Source organism: Staphylococcus simulans, assembly GCF_002994445.1.
In the GTDB taxonomy this organism is placed as follows: Bacteria; Bacillota; Bacilli; order Staphylococcales; family Staphylococcaceae; genus Staphylococcus; species Staphylococcus simulans_B.
Genome location: NZ_MRZJ01000001.1, coordinates 307,283 through 328,052, shown reverse-complemented (window position 1 = coordinate 328,052; position 20,770 = coordinate 307,283). Strand labels below are relative to the sequence as shown.

Sequence of the window (20,770 nt, the reverse complement as noted above, 5' to 3'; positions counted from 1 at the left end):
GGCAAAAAACACACCTTACAACCTAATTATAACTTGCAATACATACTTAGCAAAGCAATTTATACTTGTATGAGACAACGATATACATAAGAAAATATAAATATAATGCTTAGAATGTAGGTTTGCGAGATAATTGTCAAACAATACCCTAAATCAAGGTAGAACCTACTATTTCTTCACACTAACATGTAAATGAAATTTAAAGTTTAAATTTATATGAAGATTTGATTGAGTTTTTCTAAATAATCCATTTTTCTCGCGACTTTCTTTTTGTTTGGAACATGGATGGTTTCAGCTGTTTGATCATTATCGCAGCAATATTCAATTTCAGATACAGATTCTCCAAAATAAGACATAAGGTAATTACGTCGGCATGTCTTTAAGTTTTTATAACCCATCATCTTAAGCAATCCTTCTTGTTTGCGATTTGCGGACACTTTGAAAATTGCTTGTATTTCTTCTTGGTTATAACGTGACGCTAAAATTTTAATAATTTGCTGCTTTTCAGGCGGCAATTCGACACCTGCAAACATTGCAGCAACATCGTCATCTGTAATTACATCCGCAAATAATATCGTTTCTAACAAGAAATAATCATCAGGCTGATACAGACTGATAGCTTGGCTGAGTTGTCCATCACGACCTGCCCTACCGATTTCTTGAATGTAACTTGAAGGACTGACAGGCAGATGATAATGAATTATAGTGCGAATATCTGGTTTATTTATGCCCATACCAAACGCACTGGTCGCCACAATAATCGGAATCTTATTTTGAATGAATTGCTGTTGAACAGTTTGGCGCTCTTGATATGATAAATCTCCATGATAGATACCCGTTAAATAGCCTTCATCATAAATCATTTGTGCAAGTTCACGGCATTTTTTCTTAGAAGATACATAAATAATAGTGGGGCCAGTCGTTTGTATTGCGTCTTTCAACCATTCATTTTTTTGTGCATCATTTTCAAAATTGATATGTGACAACATAATATTGTCTCTGCTCATCTTTGTTTTTACGACATCAAACTCGGATTGCACAATGGATTCAATATCTTCTTTTAAATGTAAAGGTGCGGTTGCTGTCAGTGCTAAGACTGTTGCTTTCTTGAAACGTTTTGTAATTTCGCCAATCAATGCATAGTGAGGTCTAAAATCATAACCCCACTCAGTAATACAATGTGCTTCATCTAAAACAATCATACCTAGATTGATGGAAGTAATCCATTTGATATTATCTTGATGAAGTATAAATTCCGGACTCAAAAAAATGAACTTAGAATGCTTCAAACGTTTTAAGTTTTTCTGTTTTTCTTCAAAACTCATGCCTGAATGGATATAACTGACTGAACGTTCTCCATTTTTTCTCATCTGCATGACTTGATCATCCATAAGAGAGATTAAAGGTGAAATAATTAAAGTCGGCTGCTGTTGAATATATGTCGGCAATTGGTAGCATAAACTTTTGCCGCTGCCTGTAGGCAAAATACCTAACGTATTTTTATGGTCCAGTACATTTTGAATAATTGCTTGTTGTCCTTCTTTAAAAGCATCAAATCCGAACCATTGCTTCAAAGCTTTATTTAACACGTCTTCTCCCCCCTAGCGATTAAGACTATCGCTAATTTGATTTCAAAATAACTCATTTTTGGAAACTCAGCTTTAAACGTACGCAAGCGTTCATCTCTATGTCGCTTAAAGAAAGATTGGAAAGCTTGAAATTGAGTTTCATCTAAGTAAGCAGCATAATCCGATAAATAACCTTTGATATAAAGTTCTAATATGTGGTCTTCTATCGTATTGACTTTGACCCCTTCTTTTTGTGCAATCTCATCAAAGGTCAATCCGGATTGTACGAGCTGAAAGGTATCCTTTGTATTTAATGATAGTGAAGGCAGTATAATCATTTGAGTCAATAACGGAAAAGTTGATGTATCTTCTAACAAATGCATCATTTCTACGAGGTCATTCATTTTGATGATTGCTAAGTCAGACATATTGATGTCTTCGATTAAACTGACTTGCTGATTGGTGTACATAATTTCGTCATAGCCTTGCAAGAAATAATGCAGTACAGATTGCGTTTGGGTTTGATTAAGCAAATCAAACAGCAGGTATACTTCATTTTTGAATTGATCATCCAATGCTTGGTGCTGAATTTTATAAAATAATGATTTTGCACGATCTTGAACTTTACTGACTTGAGAAACGGGTATAAATTCAAGTGTGTGATGATGTTTGAATGAAATGGTTTGAATCAGTAATTGCAGCACTTGGAAAGTATTTTGAATACTATCAAACGTATAGCGTGTAGATATTTTTAAAGGAATTTTGGTATCAGATGTGTCTATTTCATCAAAGATTCGTTCGAATGATGTATATTTTAAATCTGGCTGACTATGATATAATGATAAAAGTTGTTGGCTACATGCATCAAAATATGTTTGATGTGTTTTAGCACCAATGAGTATATTGTAGATACTTTTATGTGTTTTATAATGGAATGTATGATTTTTTATGTATTGAATTATTTCTTTCAAATCAATCATCACCTATGACCTATAGTATTGAAAAAAGATAAACTGGTGTTAAAATATAAATTACCCTATCAGTGTAGCATTTTTAAAGAAGGAGGCGAAGTAAATTGGCTAAATATACGATTGTAGATATGGATACATGTATTGCGTGCGGCGCATGTGGTGCAGCGGCACCTGATATTTACGACTATGATGACGAAGGTATTGCATATGTCATTTTAGACGATAATGAAGGAACTACACCGGTTCCTGAAGAACTTTATGAGGATTTAGAAGACGCAGACGAAGGTTGCCCTACAGACTCTATTAAAATTGCAGATGAACCATTTGATGGTGATGCTTTAAAATTCGAATAAATTTTCAATCGTTTTACCAGTTTGGTAATCTTCGCTAAAAATAGATTGAAAGTTGGAGACTTGTTAAGTGTTCAACATTATGAAAATACCCCCGGGAAAATGCTTCCCGGGGGCTTTAATATATCTATTAATATCTCAAGGCATTTTTTAATCGTTTGAACAGCAGTAAGAATATCACTGATACCGCAACACCCTTGATGATGTTAAATGGAATAATACCTGAAACGATGATGATTTTTAAGTTCTTTACAACATCGCCTAAATTCATAATCATTCCATATAACGGTAATAAGACAAAATAATTTAAAATACTTAAAACAATCGTCATTGCGACAATACCAGCACAAAGTCCGATGATAATACTGTATCGGCTTTTCACTGCTTTGCTTACATAATACGCAACAAGTAATAAACTCACTGCCGCAGCAAAGTTTGCAACAGGACCTATCGGATCTCCCATATTGAATAAGAAGTTCAATAGGTTCTTGATAAGTTCTACAATAATTCCGGCTACCGGACCGAAAATAAATGTTGCTAATAATGCAGGTACATCACTAAAATCTAATGTGAGGTATGGAGGCAGAAACGGTAATGGAAATTTGATGAACATCAAAATAAAAGCAACTGCACTCAACATACTGATAACGATGAAACGTTTGTTCTTTTGTTGATTCATAAGGACTCCTTCCATTCATCTACGTGAATAGGAGGATTTTATTGCACAACAAATAAACCCTCCATCTTCTCCCATCCAGACTATACTGTCGGCTCTAGAATCTCACTAGATCAGCCATATTTATCAAACAGATAAATACAGGTCGCAGGCTTTAATTACTGCCGGTTGGGACTTTCACCCGACCCCGAAGATGAATTTCATTTATATTTTATTTTTCCTATTTATTGTATCCGATTTATCTCACGATTTCAATCTGATTGCTTAACTAAGGATAAGCAAACAAAAACCTTGGAGCAATCTCCAAGGTTTAAGCTGACTATTGGGTTTTAGGCGGTTTCGGCAATTTGATGATAAATGTAGTGCCTTTGCCTAATTCGCTTGTAAGACTAATGGTGCCATCTTGTGCTTCCACAATCATGCGGCTGATGAATAAGCCTAAGCCAGTTCCCTCTTTACCGCGTTTTCTGGATGCATCTACTTTATAGAAACGATCAAAGACTAATTCAACATGTTCTGGTGCAATACCGCTGCCGGTATCCTCAATATACAAGATATCATAATCCTCATCTTCGCCTGTAGTGATGGTAATAGTATCTCCAGGTGTAGTATAACGTGTTGCATTGTCTACAAGGTTAGTCAGTACTTGTTCCATACGATCTTCATCATAATACCATAGCTGATGATTGGTATTCGGTGCCAGTTCAATTGCAATGTCCAACTCTTCAGCTTGCTGACGATATTTCAAATGCATACGCTCTAATAATTGGCTGATCGGTTGTACTTCCTTATGCACTGACAATCCTTCAGCATCCATTCTGGCAACGTTTAACAATTCGTTGACTAATCGGTTTAAACGCTGTGTTTCATCTAACACAATCGAAAGTGATTCTTTGATTTCTTCAGGTTCAGAAACGACGCCATCGACAATCGATTCTGTATAGCCTTGCAATAATGCAATCGGTGTTCTTAATTCATGGGATACTGTCGCAATAAAGTCTTTTTTCATTTGGTCGAGCTGATGTTCATTGGTCATGTCACGAATGATTGCGACAATACCGCTGCTTCCGTTAGGCTGGAACTGATCAATATAACTCATTATGACCACGTAATAACGGTTATTCACTTCATATTCTCTGAATTGGTTTTCTTTTTCTTCAAAGGTTTGATTGATTTGATCGATGAAGGCAGCTTCGTTTTCACCTTCCAGGTCTTGTTCCATCTGTTCTGCTAACTGGTTGGATAGAATAATTTTTCTATCTTCATTAATCGCCAGTACTCCTTCGACCATAGAATTGATGAGACTTTCTCTTATATTTTTCGAAGCTGAAATTTCGTTGATATGACGTTGAATTTCATTGCTCATCAAGTTGAATGAATGGGCAAGTTCTCCAATTTCATCTTTCGTATTAATTGTATTGACTAATGAATAGTTGCCTTGAGATACGCCAGTGGCTTGTGTTCTGAGTTGACGAAGCGGCTTGGTAATACGTGATGATAAAAAGAATGCAAAAACTGTTGTGATGATCAAGAAAATCACAGCTGTTACTAAAATAATTATCGTAATCACATTGTTGGTATCATCGATGCTTTTTAAGTCTTGATAGATAAACACACCGCCACTTTGATTGTTTCCATCAATTTTCGCAGGGTACCCTACTAAAACGTAAGTATGTTTTTTGCCGTTAACTTTTAGTTCTATATGTTTTGATGCTTTTTTATGTTCGCTGAATACATGATTCAAACCACTGTCTTTTTTAATAACATCCATCATTTTATCTTTAAGTTTAGAATGCGAATTATAAAATTCATCATGTTTGTTTTTCATAATAATCAACCCGCTTGGACCTTCTATCAGCGTTTTACTATGTTTGATTGCGAGTGATTTATTATCGGATTCCTCTAACAAATTACTGATACGATGCGCATCATTTACTAAAGATTGTTCAGTATCTTGCGTATAATATTGCTGAATAAATGTTATTAAAGCAGCGCTGAGTAAAATTAAAACTGTCGTTACTATTAAGATAATAGTTAACCACAGTTTAATTACGACATTATTGAGTCGTTTCATCGTCGGTATTGACCTCAAATTTATAACCTACGCCCCATACAGTTTGTATCATATGCGCTGCATCGGATGAGACACGGTTTAATTTTTCTCTGAGGCGTTTGACATGAGTATCTACAGTACGCAAGTCTCCATAGAACTCGTAATGCCAAACATCTTTTAATAATTGTTCGCGATCGAATACTTTATTCGGTGTTTTAGCTAAGAAAATCAAGAGTTCGTATTCTTTTGGTGTCAAGTTGACTTGTGTGCCGTCTGCAAGGACACGGTGTGCATCATTATCAATCACCAAATGTTTAAACTCTATTAAATCTCTTGCATGCGGTTCGTTTTGATCTGATGTTGCTGTCAATGTACGTCTTAAAAGTGCTTTAACTCTCAAAACAACTTCTCTTGGAGAGAATGGTTTAACGATATAATCATCTGCACCAGACTCGAAACCTTCAACACGGTTCGTTTCTTCGCCTTTTGCAGTCAGCATAATGATTGGCGTTTCTTTGTACTCTCTTAAGCGGTTCGCAACTTCAATTCCATCGATTTCGGGAAGCATCAAGTCTAACAAGATACAAGCATAATCATTATTCAAGGCTAAGTCCAAAGCCTCTTTGCCGTCTCGAGCTTCTTCGATATCAAAAGATTCTCGTTCTAAATACAATTTTAACAGTCTTCGAATTCTTTCTTCGTCATCAACGACAAGAATTTTTGTCATAGATATTGTACCTCCCATAAAAAATCCAATTAAAATGAGTTATACAAGCAAATCAATACACAAGCACAAGTTATAAAACCAGCGGAAATTCTATCTGGATCATTCCAACTATCTTACAGTGTACTTTCTCCTATTTGATTTACTGGATATACTCCATTCATCATCGTCTTATAGTTTTGTTTTAAATAAAGAAACACTATTAATAGATGATTTTTTTCACTTCAAGGCATATTATAACATAAGCATATATCAACAAGTTAATTGTAACCTTGGGAATAAAAATAGATTAACATAATACGTGCATAATTTCACAAACTTTTTTGATTTATGCTTGTGTTCTAGCCATTTGCGGCTAAATTGCGTAATTTTTTCACTTCATGTGGTGTAAGTACTCTGCCTTCCCCAGCATTCAAGCCTTTCAATGTTAATCCGCCAAGTTCGATTCTTGTTAATTTCGTTACTTCGTAGCCGAAATGTTCAAACATACGGCGGACTTGTCGGTTACGGCCTTCTGAAATCGTAATTTCAACCAGTGTTGTATTCTTTTCTTTATTTTGGTTTTTGATTTTTACTTCTGCCGGATGTGTTTTGCCGTCTTCTAATTGGATACCTTTTTCTAACTGTTTCACTTCATCACGCATTAAATAGCCTTTTAATTTAGCGACATATTTCTTTTTAATTTTGTAGCGCGGATGCGTCATCAAGTTTGTAAATTCTCCGTCGTTCGTAAGTATCAGCAAACCTGAAGTATCATAATCCAAACGTCCTACAGGATAGATACGCGTTTCTAAATCTTCGAAGAAATCCGTAACTACCTTTCTTCCGCGATCATCTGAAACACTTGTGATTACTTGTGCAGGTTTATAGAATAAAATATAAAGCTTATCTTCTTGTTCTAATTTAACCCCTTCTACTTCTACACTGTCTGAAGGTTTGACTTTGGTACCTAATTCCGTCACAGTTTCCCCATTGACTTGTACCTTTCCTTCAACGATTAATGTCTCTGCTTTTCTTCTAGACGTATAGCCGCTGTTTGCAATACGTTTTTGTAATCTCTCTAATTCGTTACTCATTATTATCTCCTTTTTGGTTAATTAAATTATTGAAGAATGATTCGATTTCTTCCTCTTCTTCTTCTGTCGTAGGTAATTCATCGATATTTTTCATGCCGAATACATTTAAAAATAACGGTGTAGTATAAAGCTGCTGGCTTCTTGAACTCTCTTCGTCTTTTGCTTCTACTAAGCCTCGTGCAATAAGTGTTTTTGCAGCGCCGTCAGAGTTGATACCTCTGATAATTTCAATGTCATTTCGCGTTACAGGCTGGTTATAAGCGATAATAGATAAAACTTCCATTGCTGCTTGAGACAGTTTCATTTTCGACTGCTGCTTTACTAATTGTTCAATATAGCTTGAAATTTCTTGTTTGGTTGTCAGAACATAAGTAGAACCGTATTGATGAATCATTAACCCTGGTGATTCATAGGAAGCCACTAGCGTTTCTAATGTTTCTTCTGAGACGTCCAGGATTTCTTGTAACTGTTTTGATTCCAGGCCTTCGTCTCCAGCAGTATACAATAATCCTTCTAATATTCCGTTTTGCTTAAGCGCCATAATTTACACCTCGCGTAATATTAATATCTGAGAAATCCTTTTCTTGTTTGATTTGAATGATACCTGATTTAGACAATTCTAAAATGGCGAGGAAATGCGTGACCACATGCTCTGTTGTTTCATTGAATGTAAACAAACTAAAAAAGTTGAATGAAGCGGCATGTGATAATTTTTCAGATACTTGCATCGTTGCTTGTTCAATCGTGAAAGTTTCTTTTTGGATAGTGACTTGTCTTGGTGTATTGAAAGAAGCTCTTGTTTTAATGCGTTGATAAGCCATAATCAGTTCTGTTAAATCAATAGTATTATTTTCATCCCATAATTCTGTTGATTCTAAATGGCTTAAATCTGTAGGATGCTTACTATAATATTGCTCGCGCTGTGTTTTCATTTCATTCAGAAATGTTGTGTATTCTTTATAGTTTTGATATTCAATCAGACGCCCTACTAATTCTTCACGCGGGTCATCTATTGCTTCGTCAGATAAATCCGGTTGTTGCGGCAGCAGCATTTTGCTTTTGATCATTAACAGCTCTGATGCGACAACAAGATACTCGCTCGCAATATTGATTTCTAATTCTTTCATTGCATGAATATAATTCATGTATTGTTCTGTTAATGATTTCATCGGAATATCATAAATATCGATTTCATATTTATGAATTAAGTGCAGCAGCAAATCAAGCGGCCCGTTAAAAGCATCTAATTTAACTTCGTACATTCAGCAGTATCTCCTTTAATTGCAAGTCGCGTATGTCATTCAGTACAATATTATACATGATTCATTTCAATAATTAAACGAGAAACAAGGAGCGCAAAAAAGATGAAACAAGCACTCATCAACTTTTATTATCAATTTCATACTAAGCAGCACTACTTTCTATGCCACGATATTTTAGAAGAAGCATGGAAAGCACAAAACCATTATTCAAAAACAGATGCTGTGGTAAGCTTGATTTTATGTGCAACAGGCTGCTACCACTATAGACGTGCAAATTATAAAGGCGCACATACTCTCTTTCAACGCGCATACCGTGTCGCGCATTTAAATCGTTATGTATTATCAGACCTCGGTTTAAAAGCGAATGACTATTTGCATATGCTAAAAGGCTATGCACGAGCAGCACAACAGCATTTGACGTTTGAGCCTATGGAATTGCCTGTGCTTCTTTCATTTACAAAAGCAATCCAAACAGTCTATCCAGATTATGCTATGATGCAACAAGTCAGCACCCTGCCTTATATATGCGATCATCATTTATTGCGCGACAGACATGAAGTTGAAAATGCGCGATTAGAAGCTTTGAAACTAAAACAGCTGAAAGACAAAAAATAAGCATGAACCAAAATATGTTTTCGGTTCATGCACGCGGATGAAATTCATTATACATTTTTCTGATTTGCGATTTAGAAACATGTGTATACAACTGCGTAGTAGAAATATCAGAATGCCCTAACATTTCTTGTACTGCTCTTAAATCCGCGCCATTTTCAAGCAAATGCGTCGCAAAGGAATGACGCAATGAGTGCGGTGTTAACTTTTTAGTAATATTAGCTTGCACACCATATTGCTTAATCAGTTTCCATATACCTTGTCTCGAAAGCGGTTTGCCGTGCATATTTAAAAAGAGTATATCTGTTACTGTTTGTTTTAATAACTGAGGACGCACCGTTTCGATATATGTTTTTAAATAATCTATCACTGTTTCTCCTAACGGTATAATACGTTCTTTGCTGCCTTTACCGAAAACTCTGACAAAGCCCATGATTAAATTGACATCCTCGACTCTGACATGGATTAATTCAGTGACACGCATACCTGTCGCATACAGCAATTCAAGTATGGTTCTGTCCCGATATCCATTGTTTTTGCTTAAATTCGGTGTTTCAAGCAATGCAAGAACATCATCTACATCTAATACATCCGGCAAGCGACGTTCATATTTAGGTGTTTCAATCAAGACAGTAGGATCTTTTGCTGCATAACGTTCCCTTAAAGCAAATTGATGGAAGCTGCGTACAGTAGAAATGAAGCGGGCAATCGATTTTGCTGAATGCCCATCATCATGCAAGTAGCCTAAGCACTGTTGAATGGTTTCCCTATCAATAAAGTCGATATTGCTGACTTTTTTTTGCTCCAGGTAAGTTTTATATTTGTTTAAGTCGCGACGATACGCACCTATCGTATTTGCGCTTAAACCTTTCTCAATTTGGATGAACTTTAAATATTCTTCAATGATATTATCAAAATTCGTTTCCAATACAGTTCACCTTCTATCTTAACCTAGCTATTTTTCTTCTTTTGCTGGCATTCTCGACAAATGCCATGGAATGTAAGCCGGTGATCCAAAATTTTAAATTGGAATTCGGATTCAACACGCTCTTCGACTTTCGGTAATAAATCTTCAACGATTTCCTCTACCTTACCGCATTCCATACAAACAAGATGATGGTGAAAGTGTTTTTCTCCCTCTTTTTTCAAATCAAAACGTGAAACACCATCACCGAAATTAATCTTATCAACAATTTTCAGTTCAGCTAAAAGTTCTAAAGTTCTGTAAACCGTTGCTAATCCGATTTCAGGTGCTTTGTCTTTTACTTTTAAATAAACATCTTCAGCACTTAAATGATCTTCCTCATTTTCAATCAGAACTCTTAATGTTGCTTCACGTTGCGGAGTTAATTTATAAGATGATTTTTGTAATTGCTGCTTCACGCGTTTTAAACGTTCTTCCACGGAAGCCTCACTCCTCTACTAATAATTATAATCATTTTAAAGTAAAACAATGACTTAACTATAAATTACCAGTAATTGAGTGAAAATGCAACACATTCTCATTTGTTATTTAGAATGATTATAAACTGATAATAAGTGGTGCAATTCAATTAAAGTTTTGGCATCTTCTATTTGTTGATTTTGTACTAAATCCTTGATTTCATCTATTGTCAGCTCCACTTGTTCAACAAATTCATCCGGGTCTAAATGGACCTCTCCTTTTGACAAATTGTCAGTGAAGTAGATTGCGATTTTCTCATTTGCAAACCCAGGAGAAGTATAAATGTCCGCAATTTGTTTCAAATCATGAGCGATATATCCAGTTTCTTCTTCTAATTCTCGATAAGCCGCTGATTTCGGTTCTTCCCCCTCTTCAAGTTTGCCGGCAGGGATTTCTAATAATACCTTTTCAATCGGTTTGCGGAATTGTTTTACCAAGACCACTTTATTTTCAGGTGTCAAAGCACAAACTGCTACAGCACCTGTGTGATTGACAATTTCACGTTTTGAAGTCTCCCCATTAGGTAATAGTACTTCATCTACATCAACATCAATAATTTTGCCTTTGTAGATAGATTGTTTGTGTAAAGTCTTTTCTGTAAAATCCATTTTAATCACGTTCCTTTTAACTATAGTGAAAGACTGATAAACTAGCAGTGTTAGACAATTAAAGTGTATCGAAAGGAGTCGCAACATGCAAAAGAATGTTTTGAAAAGCGGTTTAGAGATTTCTGAATTAGGTCTGGGATGTATGAGTCTTGGTACTGAGAAGAAACACGCACAAGAAATTATAGAACGTGCAATTGATTTAGGGATTACTTATTTTGATACAGCGGATATGTATGACAAAGGTATCAATGAGAAATTGGTCGGAGAAATTTTGAAACCGTATCAAAACTCCGAAGATATCGTAATCGGTACAAAAGTGGGTAACCACTTAAAAGATGATGGTACAACATTTTGGGATCCATCGAAGAAGCACATTAAAGAAAGTGTGAAAAGTTCCCTTAAAAACTTAGGTGTGGATCAAATTGATTTATATCAATTACATGGCGGAACAATCGATGATCCGTTAGATGAAACAATCAGTGCTTTTGATGAATTGAAACAAGAAGGCCTTATTCGCGCTTATGGTATTTCATCGATTCGTCCTAACGTCATCAATTATTATTTAGAACACAGTCAAATCGAAACGTGGATGGCACAATTCAACTTAATTGATAATCGTCCAGAAGATTTGATACAAAAAGCCCATCAAAAAGGTGTTAAATTATTAGCACGCGGTCCTCTCTTTAAAGGTCTGTTAACTTCTAAAAGCAATACAGCTTTAGATCAGAAGTTTGGAGATGGTATTTTCGACTATAGTTATCAAGAACTTGGCAGCACTATTGCTTCATTAAAAGAAATTGAAAACAATTTATCTGCACTCACATTCAACTATCTGCTTTCACAAGATGTATTAGGGTCTATTATTGCAGGAGCAAGCAGTGTTGAACAGCTTGAAGAAAATGTGAAGAACTATCAAACACAAATAGATTTAAACAGATTGCACGCAGCAAGAGAACGTGTTAAAGACTTGCATTATACAAATCATTTAAATTAAATGAATGGATAAACTAAAATTAAAAAAAACGGCTTATGGCAATGCTTGAAATCAAAGTTAGGGTTGATTTTTGGGCAGTATGGCCATAAGTCGTTTTTATTTCTATTTATTTGCCTTTATTGCTGAAGAGTTTGGGTGCTGCTTTTTCAAAGAAACGCGGGTTTACCTGATAACACTTTAATAAGTAATAGAGCCATTTAGGACGATTCAATTCTGCTTTTTTATGTGTCATTGCATGAATGACTTCTTGTGCTAATTGATTAGGATCCAACATCCATTTATCAACTTGTGCAGCATACTTCAATGTAGGGTCTGCTTTTGCATGAAAAGGCGTGCGAATGGGACCTGCATTCACGACAAGCACATGATAATTTGGGTTTTCGAGCCGTAATGTATTTAATACTTGATTGAACCCTGCTTTGCTGGCTGCATAATGACCGCTGGAAGTTTGCGTTGAAAATGCGGCTAAACTACTGATGCCCACAATATAAGGATGAGGACTGAAATAAGGTTTTAGCTGTTGCAGCAGCATGTTGAAATGTATCAGGTTGATACGATAAGTTTCTAACATTTCATTTTCAGTATGCTCTAATATCGGCTTAAAGTAACCCAACCCTGCACTATGAATCACACCATCTATCGGTTGCTTGAAAGCTAGCTGTTTTATATCCTCCGGCTGTGCCAAATCGCATATTTGATAATCAAGTAAATGTACGTTAGTCGGAAAATGTGTATTATGATATTTTTGCACATCTCTTATTAATAAGGTGACCTGTGCGCCCTTTTTTAACAATTGTTGTGTAATGGCATAGCCTAAGCCGCTGGTCCCTCCAGTGACGACAAAATGCTTTTTGATGAGATGTTCCATTTCTATCCTCCTAATATCTATAAATGATGTTTAAAATCGGGTAATTAAGTTAAAAGTTACATTGTTGTGCAAAATGATTGATATTGCTATGATTGGTATATCAATTATCAAAAATATAGGGAGTGCTAATCAAAATATGAAAATTGTATTTTATGGTTCAGGCAACATGGCGCATGCCATTTTCTCAGGAATCATTGCATCAAAAGTAATTGATCCAAATAATATCTATATCACAAATCGTTCGAATGAAGAAGTGTTAAAAGGTTATGCTGATGAATTAGGCGTTAACTATAGTTATGATGACGCATCTTTACTTGCGGATGCTGACTTTGTATTTTTAGGAACTAAGCCCTATGATTTTGATGCCTTAGCAGATAGAATCCGTCCATATATTGCAGACGAGAATAAGTTCATTTCAATTATGGCGGGTATCTCGATTCAGTATATCAGAAAACAATTAGAACATGATAATCCGATTGCACGTATTATGCCAAATACAAATGCACAAGTCGGTCATTCTGTTACAGGTATCAGTTTCTCTGATAATTATGCTTCAGATGATCGTCAGCAAGTGATTGATATTGTACATGCATTCGGTTCAGAAATAGAAGTACAAGAAGATGCACTGCATCAAGTGACAGCAGTGACTGGAAGCGGACCAGCATTCTTATATCATGTGTTTGAACAGTATGTTGAAGCGGGTGTCAAACTTGGATTAGATAAAGAAGAAGTTGAAGAATCTATCCGTAATTTAATTATCGGCACAGGAAAAATGATAGAACGTTCTGATTTAAGTATGGAGCAATTAAGACAAAACGTGACATCTAAAGGCGGAACAACACAAGCCGGTTTAGATGCTTTATCACAACATGATATCGAAGGCATCTTTGAAGATTGCTTCAATGCTGCTGTTAAAAGAAGTAAAGAATTATCAAATGAAGACTAATGATAAAACAAATGCTGAGACATTGGGTATGTCCCCTGCCTCAGCATTTTTTATACTTCAAACGCATCAAAGTCTCGTACAAATTTAAATTTTAAATGTGGATATTGTTCTTGAAGTTCAGCATAAATCACATCGATATCTGATAAATTATAGCGATTGCTGATATGGTTTAGCAAAGCTTGCTTGGCATTGCTGTTTTCAAGTAAGCGCAGCACTTGTGAAATATGAGTATGATGGTGGCTTTCAGCTAATGAAAGGTCTCCGTCAATATATGTAGCTTCATGAACAATTATATCTACATCATTAGCAAGAATATACTCATTATCGCAAGGCATAGTATCTCCGAAGATTGCAATTTTCGGCCCGATTTTGTCTTCACCTTTAAATTGTTTTGAGTCGTATACTTGGTCATTAAATGTAAATGTTTCATTATCCTTTACTTCTTGATATTGAGGACCCGGTTCCATTCCGATGGCTTTCAAAGCACGGACATCTATTTTCCCTGGTGTTGTTGGTGCTTCGATTCGATAACCAAATGATGGTACGCCATGGTTAAGTGCATAAGCACTGACTGTGAATCCTTCATGGTGATAGTGCAGCTGATCATCTATTTCTATGAAAGTTAACGGATAGTTTAACTTGGATAATGACGCCCGCAATGTCATTTCTACGTAATTTTTGATACCTCTTGGTCCTATAATTGTTAAAGGTTTATCTTCTCCGCCTTGGAAAGAACGGCTGGTCAATAAGCCTGGCAAGCCGAATATATGATCTCCATGCATATGGGAGATAAAAATATGATTGATTTTACCGAGTTTAATGGAATGGTGCAAAATTTGATGCTGTGTACCTTCACCGACATCAAAAAGCCAAATTGAATTTGAATACGGTTCTAAATTGAGCGCTATTGCTTGTGTATTGCGTTCTTTCGTTGGCAACGCCGCTCCAGTTCCCAAAAATGTAATTTCCATCATAACGCTCCTCTCTCTACACGCTAGTGTACCATATATAAAACGGCAATCACGAAGAAATTTAAGCAAATATGTGTTACAACCAGGCACCATAGTCTATAATAATAGCATATCTAATAAAGAATTGAGGTTTTGAATCTTGAGTACTAAAAGAAAGCATATACCATGTTTGATTACAATTTTTGGAGCAACAGGTGATTTAAGCCACCGTAAGCTCTTCCCTTCACTATTTCATTTATACCAACAGGATAACCTTGATGAACATGTTGCAATCATTGGTATTGGCCGTCGTGACTATTCAAATGATGAATTTCGCAATCAGGTGAAATCATCTATTCAAGCTCATGTAAAAGATACAAAACACCTTGATCAATTTATGGACCATGTATTTTACTTTAAGCATGATGTCAGTGATGAACAAAGCTATGATGATTTGCTCAAATTCAGCAACCAGCTTGATTCAGAATTCGGTTTGCAAGGCAATCGTTTATTCTATCTCGCAATGGCGCCTAATTTCTTCGGTTTAGTGACGGATTACTTAAAATCTTCAGGCCTTACTAAAACAAGAGGCTTTAAACGTTTAGTGATTGAAAAACCGTTCGGCAGTGATTTGGCATCTGCTGAGAAGTTGAATAAACAAATAAGAAAATCATTCAAAGAAAACGAAATCTATCGTATCGATCACTATCTTGGTAAAGATATGGTTCAAAATATCGAAGTGTTGCGTTTTGCGAATGCGATGTTTGAGCCATTATGGAACAATAAATATATTTCTAACATTCAAGTGACTTCATCAGAAATATTAGGTGTTGAAGACCGCGGTGGATATTATGAATCCAGTGGTGCGTTAAAAGATATGTTCCAAAACCATATGCTTCAAATGGTCGCATTGTTAGCGATGGAGCCGCCTATCAGTTTGAATAGTGCAGATATCAGAGCGGAAAAAGTAAAAGTATTGAAGTCGCTGCATCCGTTAGATTCTGAAGCGGTACGTACAAACTTTGTCCGCGGCCAATATGATGCAGGAGAAATTAATGGCCAACAAGTTAAAAGTTATCGTGAAGAAGATCGTGTCAGCGAAGACTCAATCACCCCTACTTTTGTTTCAGGCAAAGTTATGATTGATAACTTCCGCTGGGCAGGCGTACCATTCTATATCCGAACAGGTAAAAGAATGAAACGCAAATCTATTCAAGTGGTCGTTGAATTTAAAGAAGTACCAATGAACTTATACTATGAAAAAGATAAACATTTAGATTCTAACTTGCTTGTGATTAACATCCAACCTAATGAAGGGGTATCTATCCACTTAAATGCGAAGAAAAACGTACAAGGCATTGAAACTGAACCGGTACAACTTTCTTACTCTATGAGTGCACAAGATAAAATGAATACTGTTGATGCATATGAAAACTTATTATTCGACTGCCTCAAAGGCGATGCAACAAACTTTACACATTGGGAAGAGTTAAAATCAACATGGAAATATGTAGATGCCATTCAGGAAGAATGGGATCAAGTAACACCAGATTTCCCTAACTATAAATCTGGTACGAACGGTCCGCTCAAAAGTGAATTATTGCTTAGCCGTGACGGCTTCCATTGGTGGGACGATATTTACTAATAATATGTAATTTAAAGTGTTTAATGACAAGATAGTGTCGCTATATGACGCTGTCTTGTTTTTTTAGCCCTTTTTATAGGAATATGATAAAAAAATACGGTATAATATTAAACAATAGTTATTTTAGGAGTGAGCACTTTGGACGTTATCAAGCAAATACAACAGGCGATTGTTTATATCGAGGATAGGATTCTTGAGCCTTTTCATTTGCAAGATTTAAGTGATTACGTTGGTCTTTCTCCAATGCATCTAGATCAGTCCTTTAAGATGATTGTCGGCTTATCTCCTAGTGAGTATGCAGAAGCGAGAAAATTAACGAAGGCGGCAGAGGATGTCATTGTGGGTGCCTATCGTTTAGTTGATATAGCAAAGAAATATCATTATCAAGACACCAATGATTTTGCGAATGCATTCAGTGATTATCATGGAATCTCTCCTATTCAAGCTAAATTAAAACAAGATGAATTAAAAATGCAGGAACGTTTATATTTAAGAATTTCTACGACGGATCGTCCGCCGTATACTTATCGATTAGAAACATCAGAGGACTATGCATTAGTGGGTTATGCAAGATTTATCAATACAGAGGAATTGAGCAATCCTTTCCTCGTAGCAGACTACTTAGAGGATTTATTGCATGACGGCAGAATTAAAGAGTTGCAACGCTATAATGATGTAAGCCCTCATGAGTTGTTTATTGTTAAATGCCCTTTAGACAATGGTGCTGAAATATTTGCGGGCGTCCCAAGCGAACGTTATCCTGCACATATGGAAAGCAGATTTTTGCCCTCAAGACAGTATGCAAAATTTAATTTGCAAGGTGAAATCGATTTTGCGGTGAATGAAGCATGGCATTATATTGAAACAAGATTGCAGCTGACAATGCCTTATGAGACTGATAGCTTATATGTAGAAATTTATCCGTTTGATATCTCATTTGATGATCCATTTACAAAAATGCAGTTATGGTTGCCGATTGACCCTGACGATCAATAATGTTTTATCTGAATTGAACTAACAAGTGTAACGTGAATAATTCGAAATTAAACATAAGAAAAGCCGCCAATCACTGGCGGCTTTTTACATGCATGATGTGCTAATTAAAATATTGAATTATTTTTCTTCTGCCCAATGTGTATGGAAAGTACCCTCTTGGTCTTTACGTTGATAAGTGTGGGCACCGAAGTAGTCACGTTGTGCTTGAATCAAGTTAGCTGGTAAGTTCTCTGAACGATAGCTGTCGAAGTAGTTGATACTTGCAGCGAATCCTGGTGTAGGCACACCGTTTGCAACACTTTCAATAACGACATCGCGAAGTGCTGATTGATAATTTGTAACGATATCTTTAAAGTAAGGATCTAATAATAAGTTTTGCAACTCTGGATTATTGTCGTACGCTTCTTTGATTTTTTGTAAGAATTGTGCACGGATGATACAACCTGCTCTCCAGATCATAGCTAAATCGCCAAGTTGTAAGTTCCAGTTGCGTTCTTCACTTGCTTTACGCATTTGTGCAAAACCTTGTGCATAAGAACAGATTTTACTCATGTATAAAGCTTTACGGATTTTTTCTAAGAATTCTTCTTTATCACCTTCGAATTTTGGTGAAGGTCCAGTTAATTCTTTAGAAGCCGCTACACGTTCTTCTTTCATTGATGAAATGAAACGACCAAATACAGATTCAGTAATAATTGTTAAAGGTACACCTAATTCAAGTGCGTTAATAGATGTCCATTTACCTGTTCCTTTTTGACCTGCTTTATCCATTACTTTTTCTACCAATGGTGAACCGTCTTCGTCTAATTTGTTGAAGATTTCACCTGTGATTTCAATTAGATAGCTTTCAAGCTCTCCAGCGTTCCAATCTTTAAACGTTTGAGCGATTTCTGTATGAGACATGTGTAATGCATCTTTCATTAATGCATAGCTTTCTGCAATTAATTGCATGTCTGCATATTCAATACCATTGTGTACCATTTTTACATAGTGGCCAGCACCGTCTGGACCGATGTAAGTTACACATGGTGCACCATCGTCAGCTTTAGCAGCAATTGCTTCTAAAATATCAGCGACTTTATCATATGCTTCTTTTTGGCCGCCAGGCATAATTGAAGGACCTGTTAATGCGCCTACTTCACCGCCTGATACACCTGTACCGATAAAGTTGATGCCGCTTTCTGCTAATGCTTTGTTTCGGCGGATAGTATCTTCGTAGTTTGTATTACCGCCATCGATTAAAATATCACCGTCATCTAATAATGGTAATAATCCTTCGATTGTCGCATCTGTTGCTGGACCTGCTTTTACCATTAATAAAATTTTGCGAGGACGTTCTAATGAATTTACGAACTCTTCTAAAGAATAAGTGGGGTGAATGTTCTTACCTTTAGATTCTTCGACCATTGTATCTGTTTTTTCTTTTGAACGGTTATATACAGATACTGTATAGCCACGAGATTCAATATTCCAAGCTAAGTTTTTACCCATTACGGCTAAACCGACTACACCAATTTGTTGCGTCATATTACTTACCTCTCTTTGTTAAAATTTTCTATCTTATTGTATCACAATTAGCATTTCTGCTCACATAATCAAGCTTGTAACTATGCACTGACAAGTTCAACGATTTTTACAAGCTGTTGTGCTAATAAGTTCAATGATTTGATTTCCATACGTTCTTCAGTTGTGTGGATATTTTCATAACCGATACCGATAATGACTGTAGGAACACCTAAGGCATTGATGATATTCCCGTCAGAACCTCCGCCGGCAATGACTGTATTACCGCTTAAGCCAAGGCTTTCAGCACTTTCTATTGCATAGCGTGTTACTTTTGCATCTTCAGCAACTTTAAAGCCTTGGTAGCTTTTTGTAGTTTCAATATCGGCTGAACATCCGTATGCTTTTGCTGTTTCTGTAAACACATTTTTCATATGCTCGATTTGTGCTTCAATCTTTTCATTAGAATGCGATCTTGCTTCAGCGTGTAAAGTCACTTCATCTGCAACGATATTTGTTGCTGATCCGCCTGTAAAACTGCCGATGTTAGCAGTAGTTTCATCATCTACTTGGCCTAATTTCATTTTGCTGACAGCTTTAGCTGCGATATTAATCGCACTAACCCCTTTGTTCGGCGTGCTGGCATGTGCTTTTTTACCATGGATGACCGCACTGATTTTCATTTGAGTCGGTGCACCTAATACAGTCGTACCGATTGGTGCACTTGCATCGACTGCATAACCGAATTCAGCATCTAAAAGATTTGGATCTAAAGCTTTAGCGCCTAATAATCCAGATTCTTCTCCCACTGTAATAACAAATTGAATTTGACCATGCGGAATATTATGTTCTTTTATAACATGGATAAGCTCGAATATAGCTGCAAGACCTGCTTTGTCATCAGCACCTAATACAGTCGTACCATCTGAATAAATATATCCGTCATCTTTAACAATTGGTTTTACGTTAATACCCGGTACCACTGTATCCATGTGGCTGGTAAAGTAGATTTTTTGGGTATTCGATTGATTTTCTGTTGCATCTAAGGTACAAATTAAATTATTTGCGCCTAAATCAGGTTGGTCACCTGCATGGTCTTCTTCTACTTTAAGACCTAAGTCTTCAAATTTTTTCTTTAGAATCGGTTGAATTATCTCTTCGTGTCCAGTCTCTGAATCGATTTGGACTAATTCTAAAAAAGTATTAAGTAAGCGTTGTTCATTAATCATGTCATAACCCCTTTCGCATATATCTATAGTGTATATCAACAATCGTATTCAGAAAACTTATATGTTTCAAAACATAGGTTAAAATCATGATATAATAATTTATAAACTGTACATTGAAAAGGCTGCCATTTTGATTTAGAATAATGTACTATATTTATTAATACTTAGAAAGCTTATGTTGGAGGAGAATAACGTGTTTAAAGGAAAAGTTTCAAAAATAGTTATTATTGTCATGTTGATCGCTGTAATTGTAGCGTTGCTTTTATCAAGTTTAGCACCATTAATGCAGTAGCAT

General features: G+C 36.0%; 21 protein-coding genes and 1 riboswitch. Of the genes, 6 read left to right on the top strand and 15 right to left on the bottom strand.

The features are described 5' to 3' along the window. Window positions 1-212 precede the first annotated feature (212 nt). Both C7N65_RS01755 and C7N65_RS01750 read right to left on the bottom strand, forming a co-directional pair. On the bottom strand, window positions 213-1,589 hold the full coding sequence (locus tag C7N65_RS01755) for a RecQ family ATP-dependent DNA helicase (RefSeq protein WP_105992746.1): 1,377 nt from the start codon (window positions 1,587-1,589) through the stop codon (window positions 213-215). Further along, complete coding sequence (locus C7N65_RS01750) at window positions 1,583-2,548, bottom strand: helix-turn-helix domain-containing protein (protein WP_234019037.1); 966 nt, start codon at window positions 2,546-2,548, stop codon at window positions 1,583-1,585. Before C7N65_RS01750 ends, C7N65_RS01755 begins: the two co-directional genes overlap by 7 nt. A 95-nt stretch (window positions 2,549-2,643) precedes the next feature. On the opposite strand from C7N65_RS01750, the gene C7N65_RS01745 reads away from it, so the two are divergent. Further along, window positions 2,644-2,892, top strand: a complete 249-nt coding sequence (locus tag C7N65_RS01745; RefSeq protein WP_105992744.1) for a ferredoxin — start codon at window positions 2,644-2,646, stop codon at window positions 2,890-2,892. Between the two features lie 127 nt (window positions 2,893-3,019). Here the strand turns inward: C7N65_RS01745 and C7N65_RS01740 are convergent, their stop codons facing one another. From C7N65_RS01740 to C7N65_RS01715, 6 genes are all read right to left on the bottom strand, one after another. Further along, entirely contained in the window at window positions 3,020-3,568 is a 549-nt protein-coding gene (locus C7N65_RS01740; RefSeq protein ID WP_105992743.1) for an ECF transporter S component, read from the bottom strand. A 59-nt stretch (window positions 3,569-3,627) separates the two neighbouring features. After that, window positions 3,628-3,764: riboswitch (FMN riboswitch) on the bottom strand. A 120-nt stretch (window positions 3,765-3,884) separates the two neighbouring features. After that, window positions 3,885-5,639, bottom strand: a complete 1,755-nt coding sequence (locus tag C7N65_RS01735; protein WP_105992742.1) for an ATP-binding protein — start codon at window positions 5,637-5,639, stop codon at window positions 3,885-3,887. Beyond that, the gene (locus C7N65_RS01730) at window positions 5,623-6,345 is read right to left on the bottom strand and encodes a response regulator (protein WP_105992741.1); all 723 of its coding nucleotides are present in this window, start codon (window positions 6,343-6,345) and stop codon (window positions 5,623-5,625) included. Before C7N65_RS01730 ends, C7N65_RS01735 begins: the two co-directional genes overlap by 17 nt. Window positions 6,346-6,683: 338 nt before the next feature. Beyond that, window positions 6,684-7,418, bottom strand: a complete 735-nt coding sequence (locus C7N65_RS01725; protein WP_105992740.1) for a pseudouridine synthase — start codon at window positions 7,416-7,418, stop codon at window positions 6,684-6,686. Further along, entirely contained in the window at window positions 7,411-7,959 is a 549-nt protein-coding gene (scpB, locus tag C7N65_RS01720) for an SMC-Scp complex subunit ScpB (protein ID WP_105992739.1), read from the bottom strand. The genes C7N65_RS01725 and scpB overlap by 8 nt, the downstream gene beginning before the upstream one ends. After that, window positions 7,949-8,680, bottom strand: a complete 732-nt coding sequence (locus tag C7N65_RS01715) for a segregation and condensation protein A (protein ID WP_105992738.1) — start codon at window positions 8,678-8,680, stop codon at window positions 7,949-7,951. Before C7N65_RS01715 ends, scpB begins: the two co-directional genes overlap by 11 nt. A 102-nt stretch (window positions 8,681-8,782) precedes the next feature. Here C7N65_RS01715 and C7N65_RS01710 point away from each other — a divergent pair, with 102 nt between their 5' ends. Continuing rightward, window positions 8,783-9,295: a DUF309 domain-containing protein gene (locus tag C7N65_RS01710; protein WP_105992737.1), complete on the top strand. Its 513-nt coding sequence runs from the start codon at window positions 8,783-8,785 to the stop codon at window positions 9,293-9,295. Window positions 9,296-9,320: 25 nt separating this feature from the next. On the opposite strand, the gene xerD is transcribed toward C7N65_RS01710, so the two are convergent. From xerD to C7N65_RS01695, 3 genes are all read right to left on the bottom strand, one after another. Further along, a complete protein-coding gene (xerD, locus tag C7N65_RS01705; protein ID WP_105992736.1) occupies window positions 9,321-10,220 on the bottom strand; it encodes a site-specific tyrosine recombinase XerD in 900 nt (299 codons plus the stop codon). 23 nt (window positions 10,221-10,243) lie between these two features. After that, window positions 10,244-10,696: a Fur family transcriptional regulator gene (locus C7N65_RS01700; RefSeq protein ID WP_105992735.1), complete on the bottom strand. Its 453-nt coding sequence runs from the start codon at window positions 10,694-10,696 to the stop codon at window positions 10,244-10,246. Window positions 10,697-10,801: 105 nt separating this feature from the next. Beyond that, window positions 10,802-11,344: an NUDIX domain-containing protein gene (locus tag C7N65_RS01695; protein ID WP_105992734.1), complete on the bottom strand. Its 543-nt coding sequence runs from the start codon at window positions 11,342-11,344 to the stop codon at window positions 10,802-10,804. Window positions 11,345-11,429: 85 nt separating this feature from the next. On the opposite strand from C7N65_RS01695, the gene C7N65_RS01690 reads away from it, so the two are divergent. Next, complete coding sequence (locus C7N65_RS01690; protein WP_105992733.1) at window positions 11,430-12,338, top strand: aldo/keto reductase; 909 nt, start codon at window positions 11,430-11,432, stop codon at window positions 12,336-12,338. A gap of 106 nt (window positions 12,339-12,444) precedes the next feature. Here the strand turns inward: C7N65_RS01690 and C7N65_RS01685 are convergent, their stop codons facing one another. Beyond that, on the bottom strand, window positions 12,445-13,206 hold the full coding sequence (locus C7N65_RS01685) for an SDR family NAD(P)-dependent oxidoreductase (RefSeq protein ID WP_105992732.1): 762 nt from the start codon (window positions 13,204-13,206) through the stop codon (window positions 12,445-12,447). Between the two features lie 136 nt (window positions 13,207-13,342). Here C7N65_RS01685 and proC point away from each other — a divergent pair, with 136 nt between their 5' ends. After that, window positions 13,343-14,152 (top strand): pyrroline-5-carboxylate reductase, encoded by an 810-nt coding sequence (gene proC / locus C7N65_RS01680; protein ID WP_105992731.1) that lies wholly within the window; start codon window positions 13,343-13,345, stop codon window positions 14,150-14,152. A gap of 50 nt (window positions 14,153-14,202) precedes the next feature. On the opposite strand, the gene rnz is transcribed toward proC, so the two are convergent. Beyond that, the gene (rnz, locus tag C7N65_RS01675; RefSeq protein WP_105992730.1) at window positions 14,203-15,123 is read right to left on the bottom strand and encodes a ribonuclease Z; all 921 of its coding nucleotides are present in this window, start codon (window positions 15,121-15,123) and stop codon (window positions 14,203-14,205) included. 139 nt (window positions 15,124-15,262) lie between these two features. Between rnz and zwf the strand changes: the two genes are divergently transcribed. Both zwf and C7N65_RS01665 read left to right on the top strand, forming a co-directional pair. Continuing rightward, window positions 15,263-16,747, top strand: a complete 1,485-nt coding sequence (gene zwf / locus C7N65_RS01670) for a glucose-6-phosphate dehydrogenase (protein WP_105992729.1) — start codon at window positions 15,263-15,265, stop codon at window positions 16,745-16,747. A gap of 138 nt (window positions 16,748-16,885) precedes the next feature. Continuing rightward, complete coding sequence (locus C7N65_RS01665; RefSeq protein WP_105992728.1) at window positions 16,886-17,743, top strand: AraC family transcriptional regulator; 858 nt, start codon at window positions 16,886-16,888, stop codon at window positions 17,741-17,743. A 117-nt stretch (window positions 17,744-17,860) separates the two neighbouring features. Here C7N65_RS01665 and gndA read toward each other — a convergent pair whose 3' ends face one another. Beyond that, window positions 17,861-19,270 (bottom strand): NADP-dependent phosphogluconate dehydrogenase, encoded by a 1,410-nt coding sequence (gene gndA, locus C7N65_RS01660; RefSeq protein ID WP_105992727.1) that lies wholly within the window; start codon window positions 19,268-19,270, stop codon window positions 17,861-17,863. A gap of 80 nt (window positions 19,271-19,350) precedes the next feature. Further along, window positions 19,351-20,475 (bottom strand): M20/M25/M40 family metallo-hydrolase, encoded by a 1,125-nt coding sequence (locus C7N65_RS01655; protein ID WP_105992726.1) that lies wholly within the window; start codon window positions 20,473-20,475, stop codon window positions 19,351-19,353. Between the last annotated feature and the right edge of the window lie 295 nt (window positions 20,476-20,770).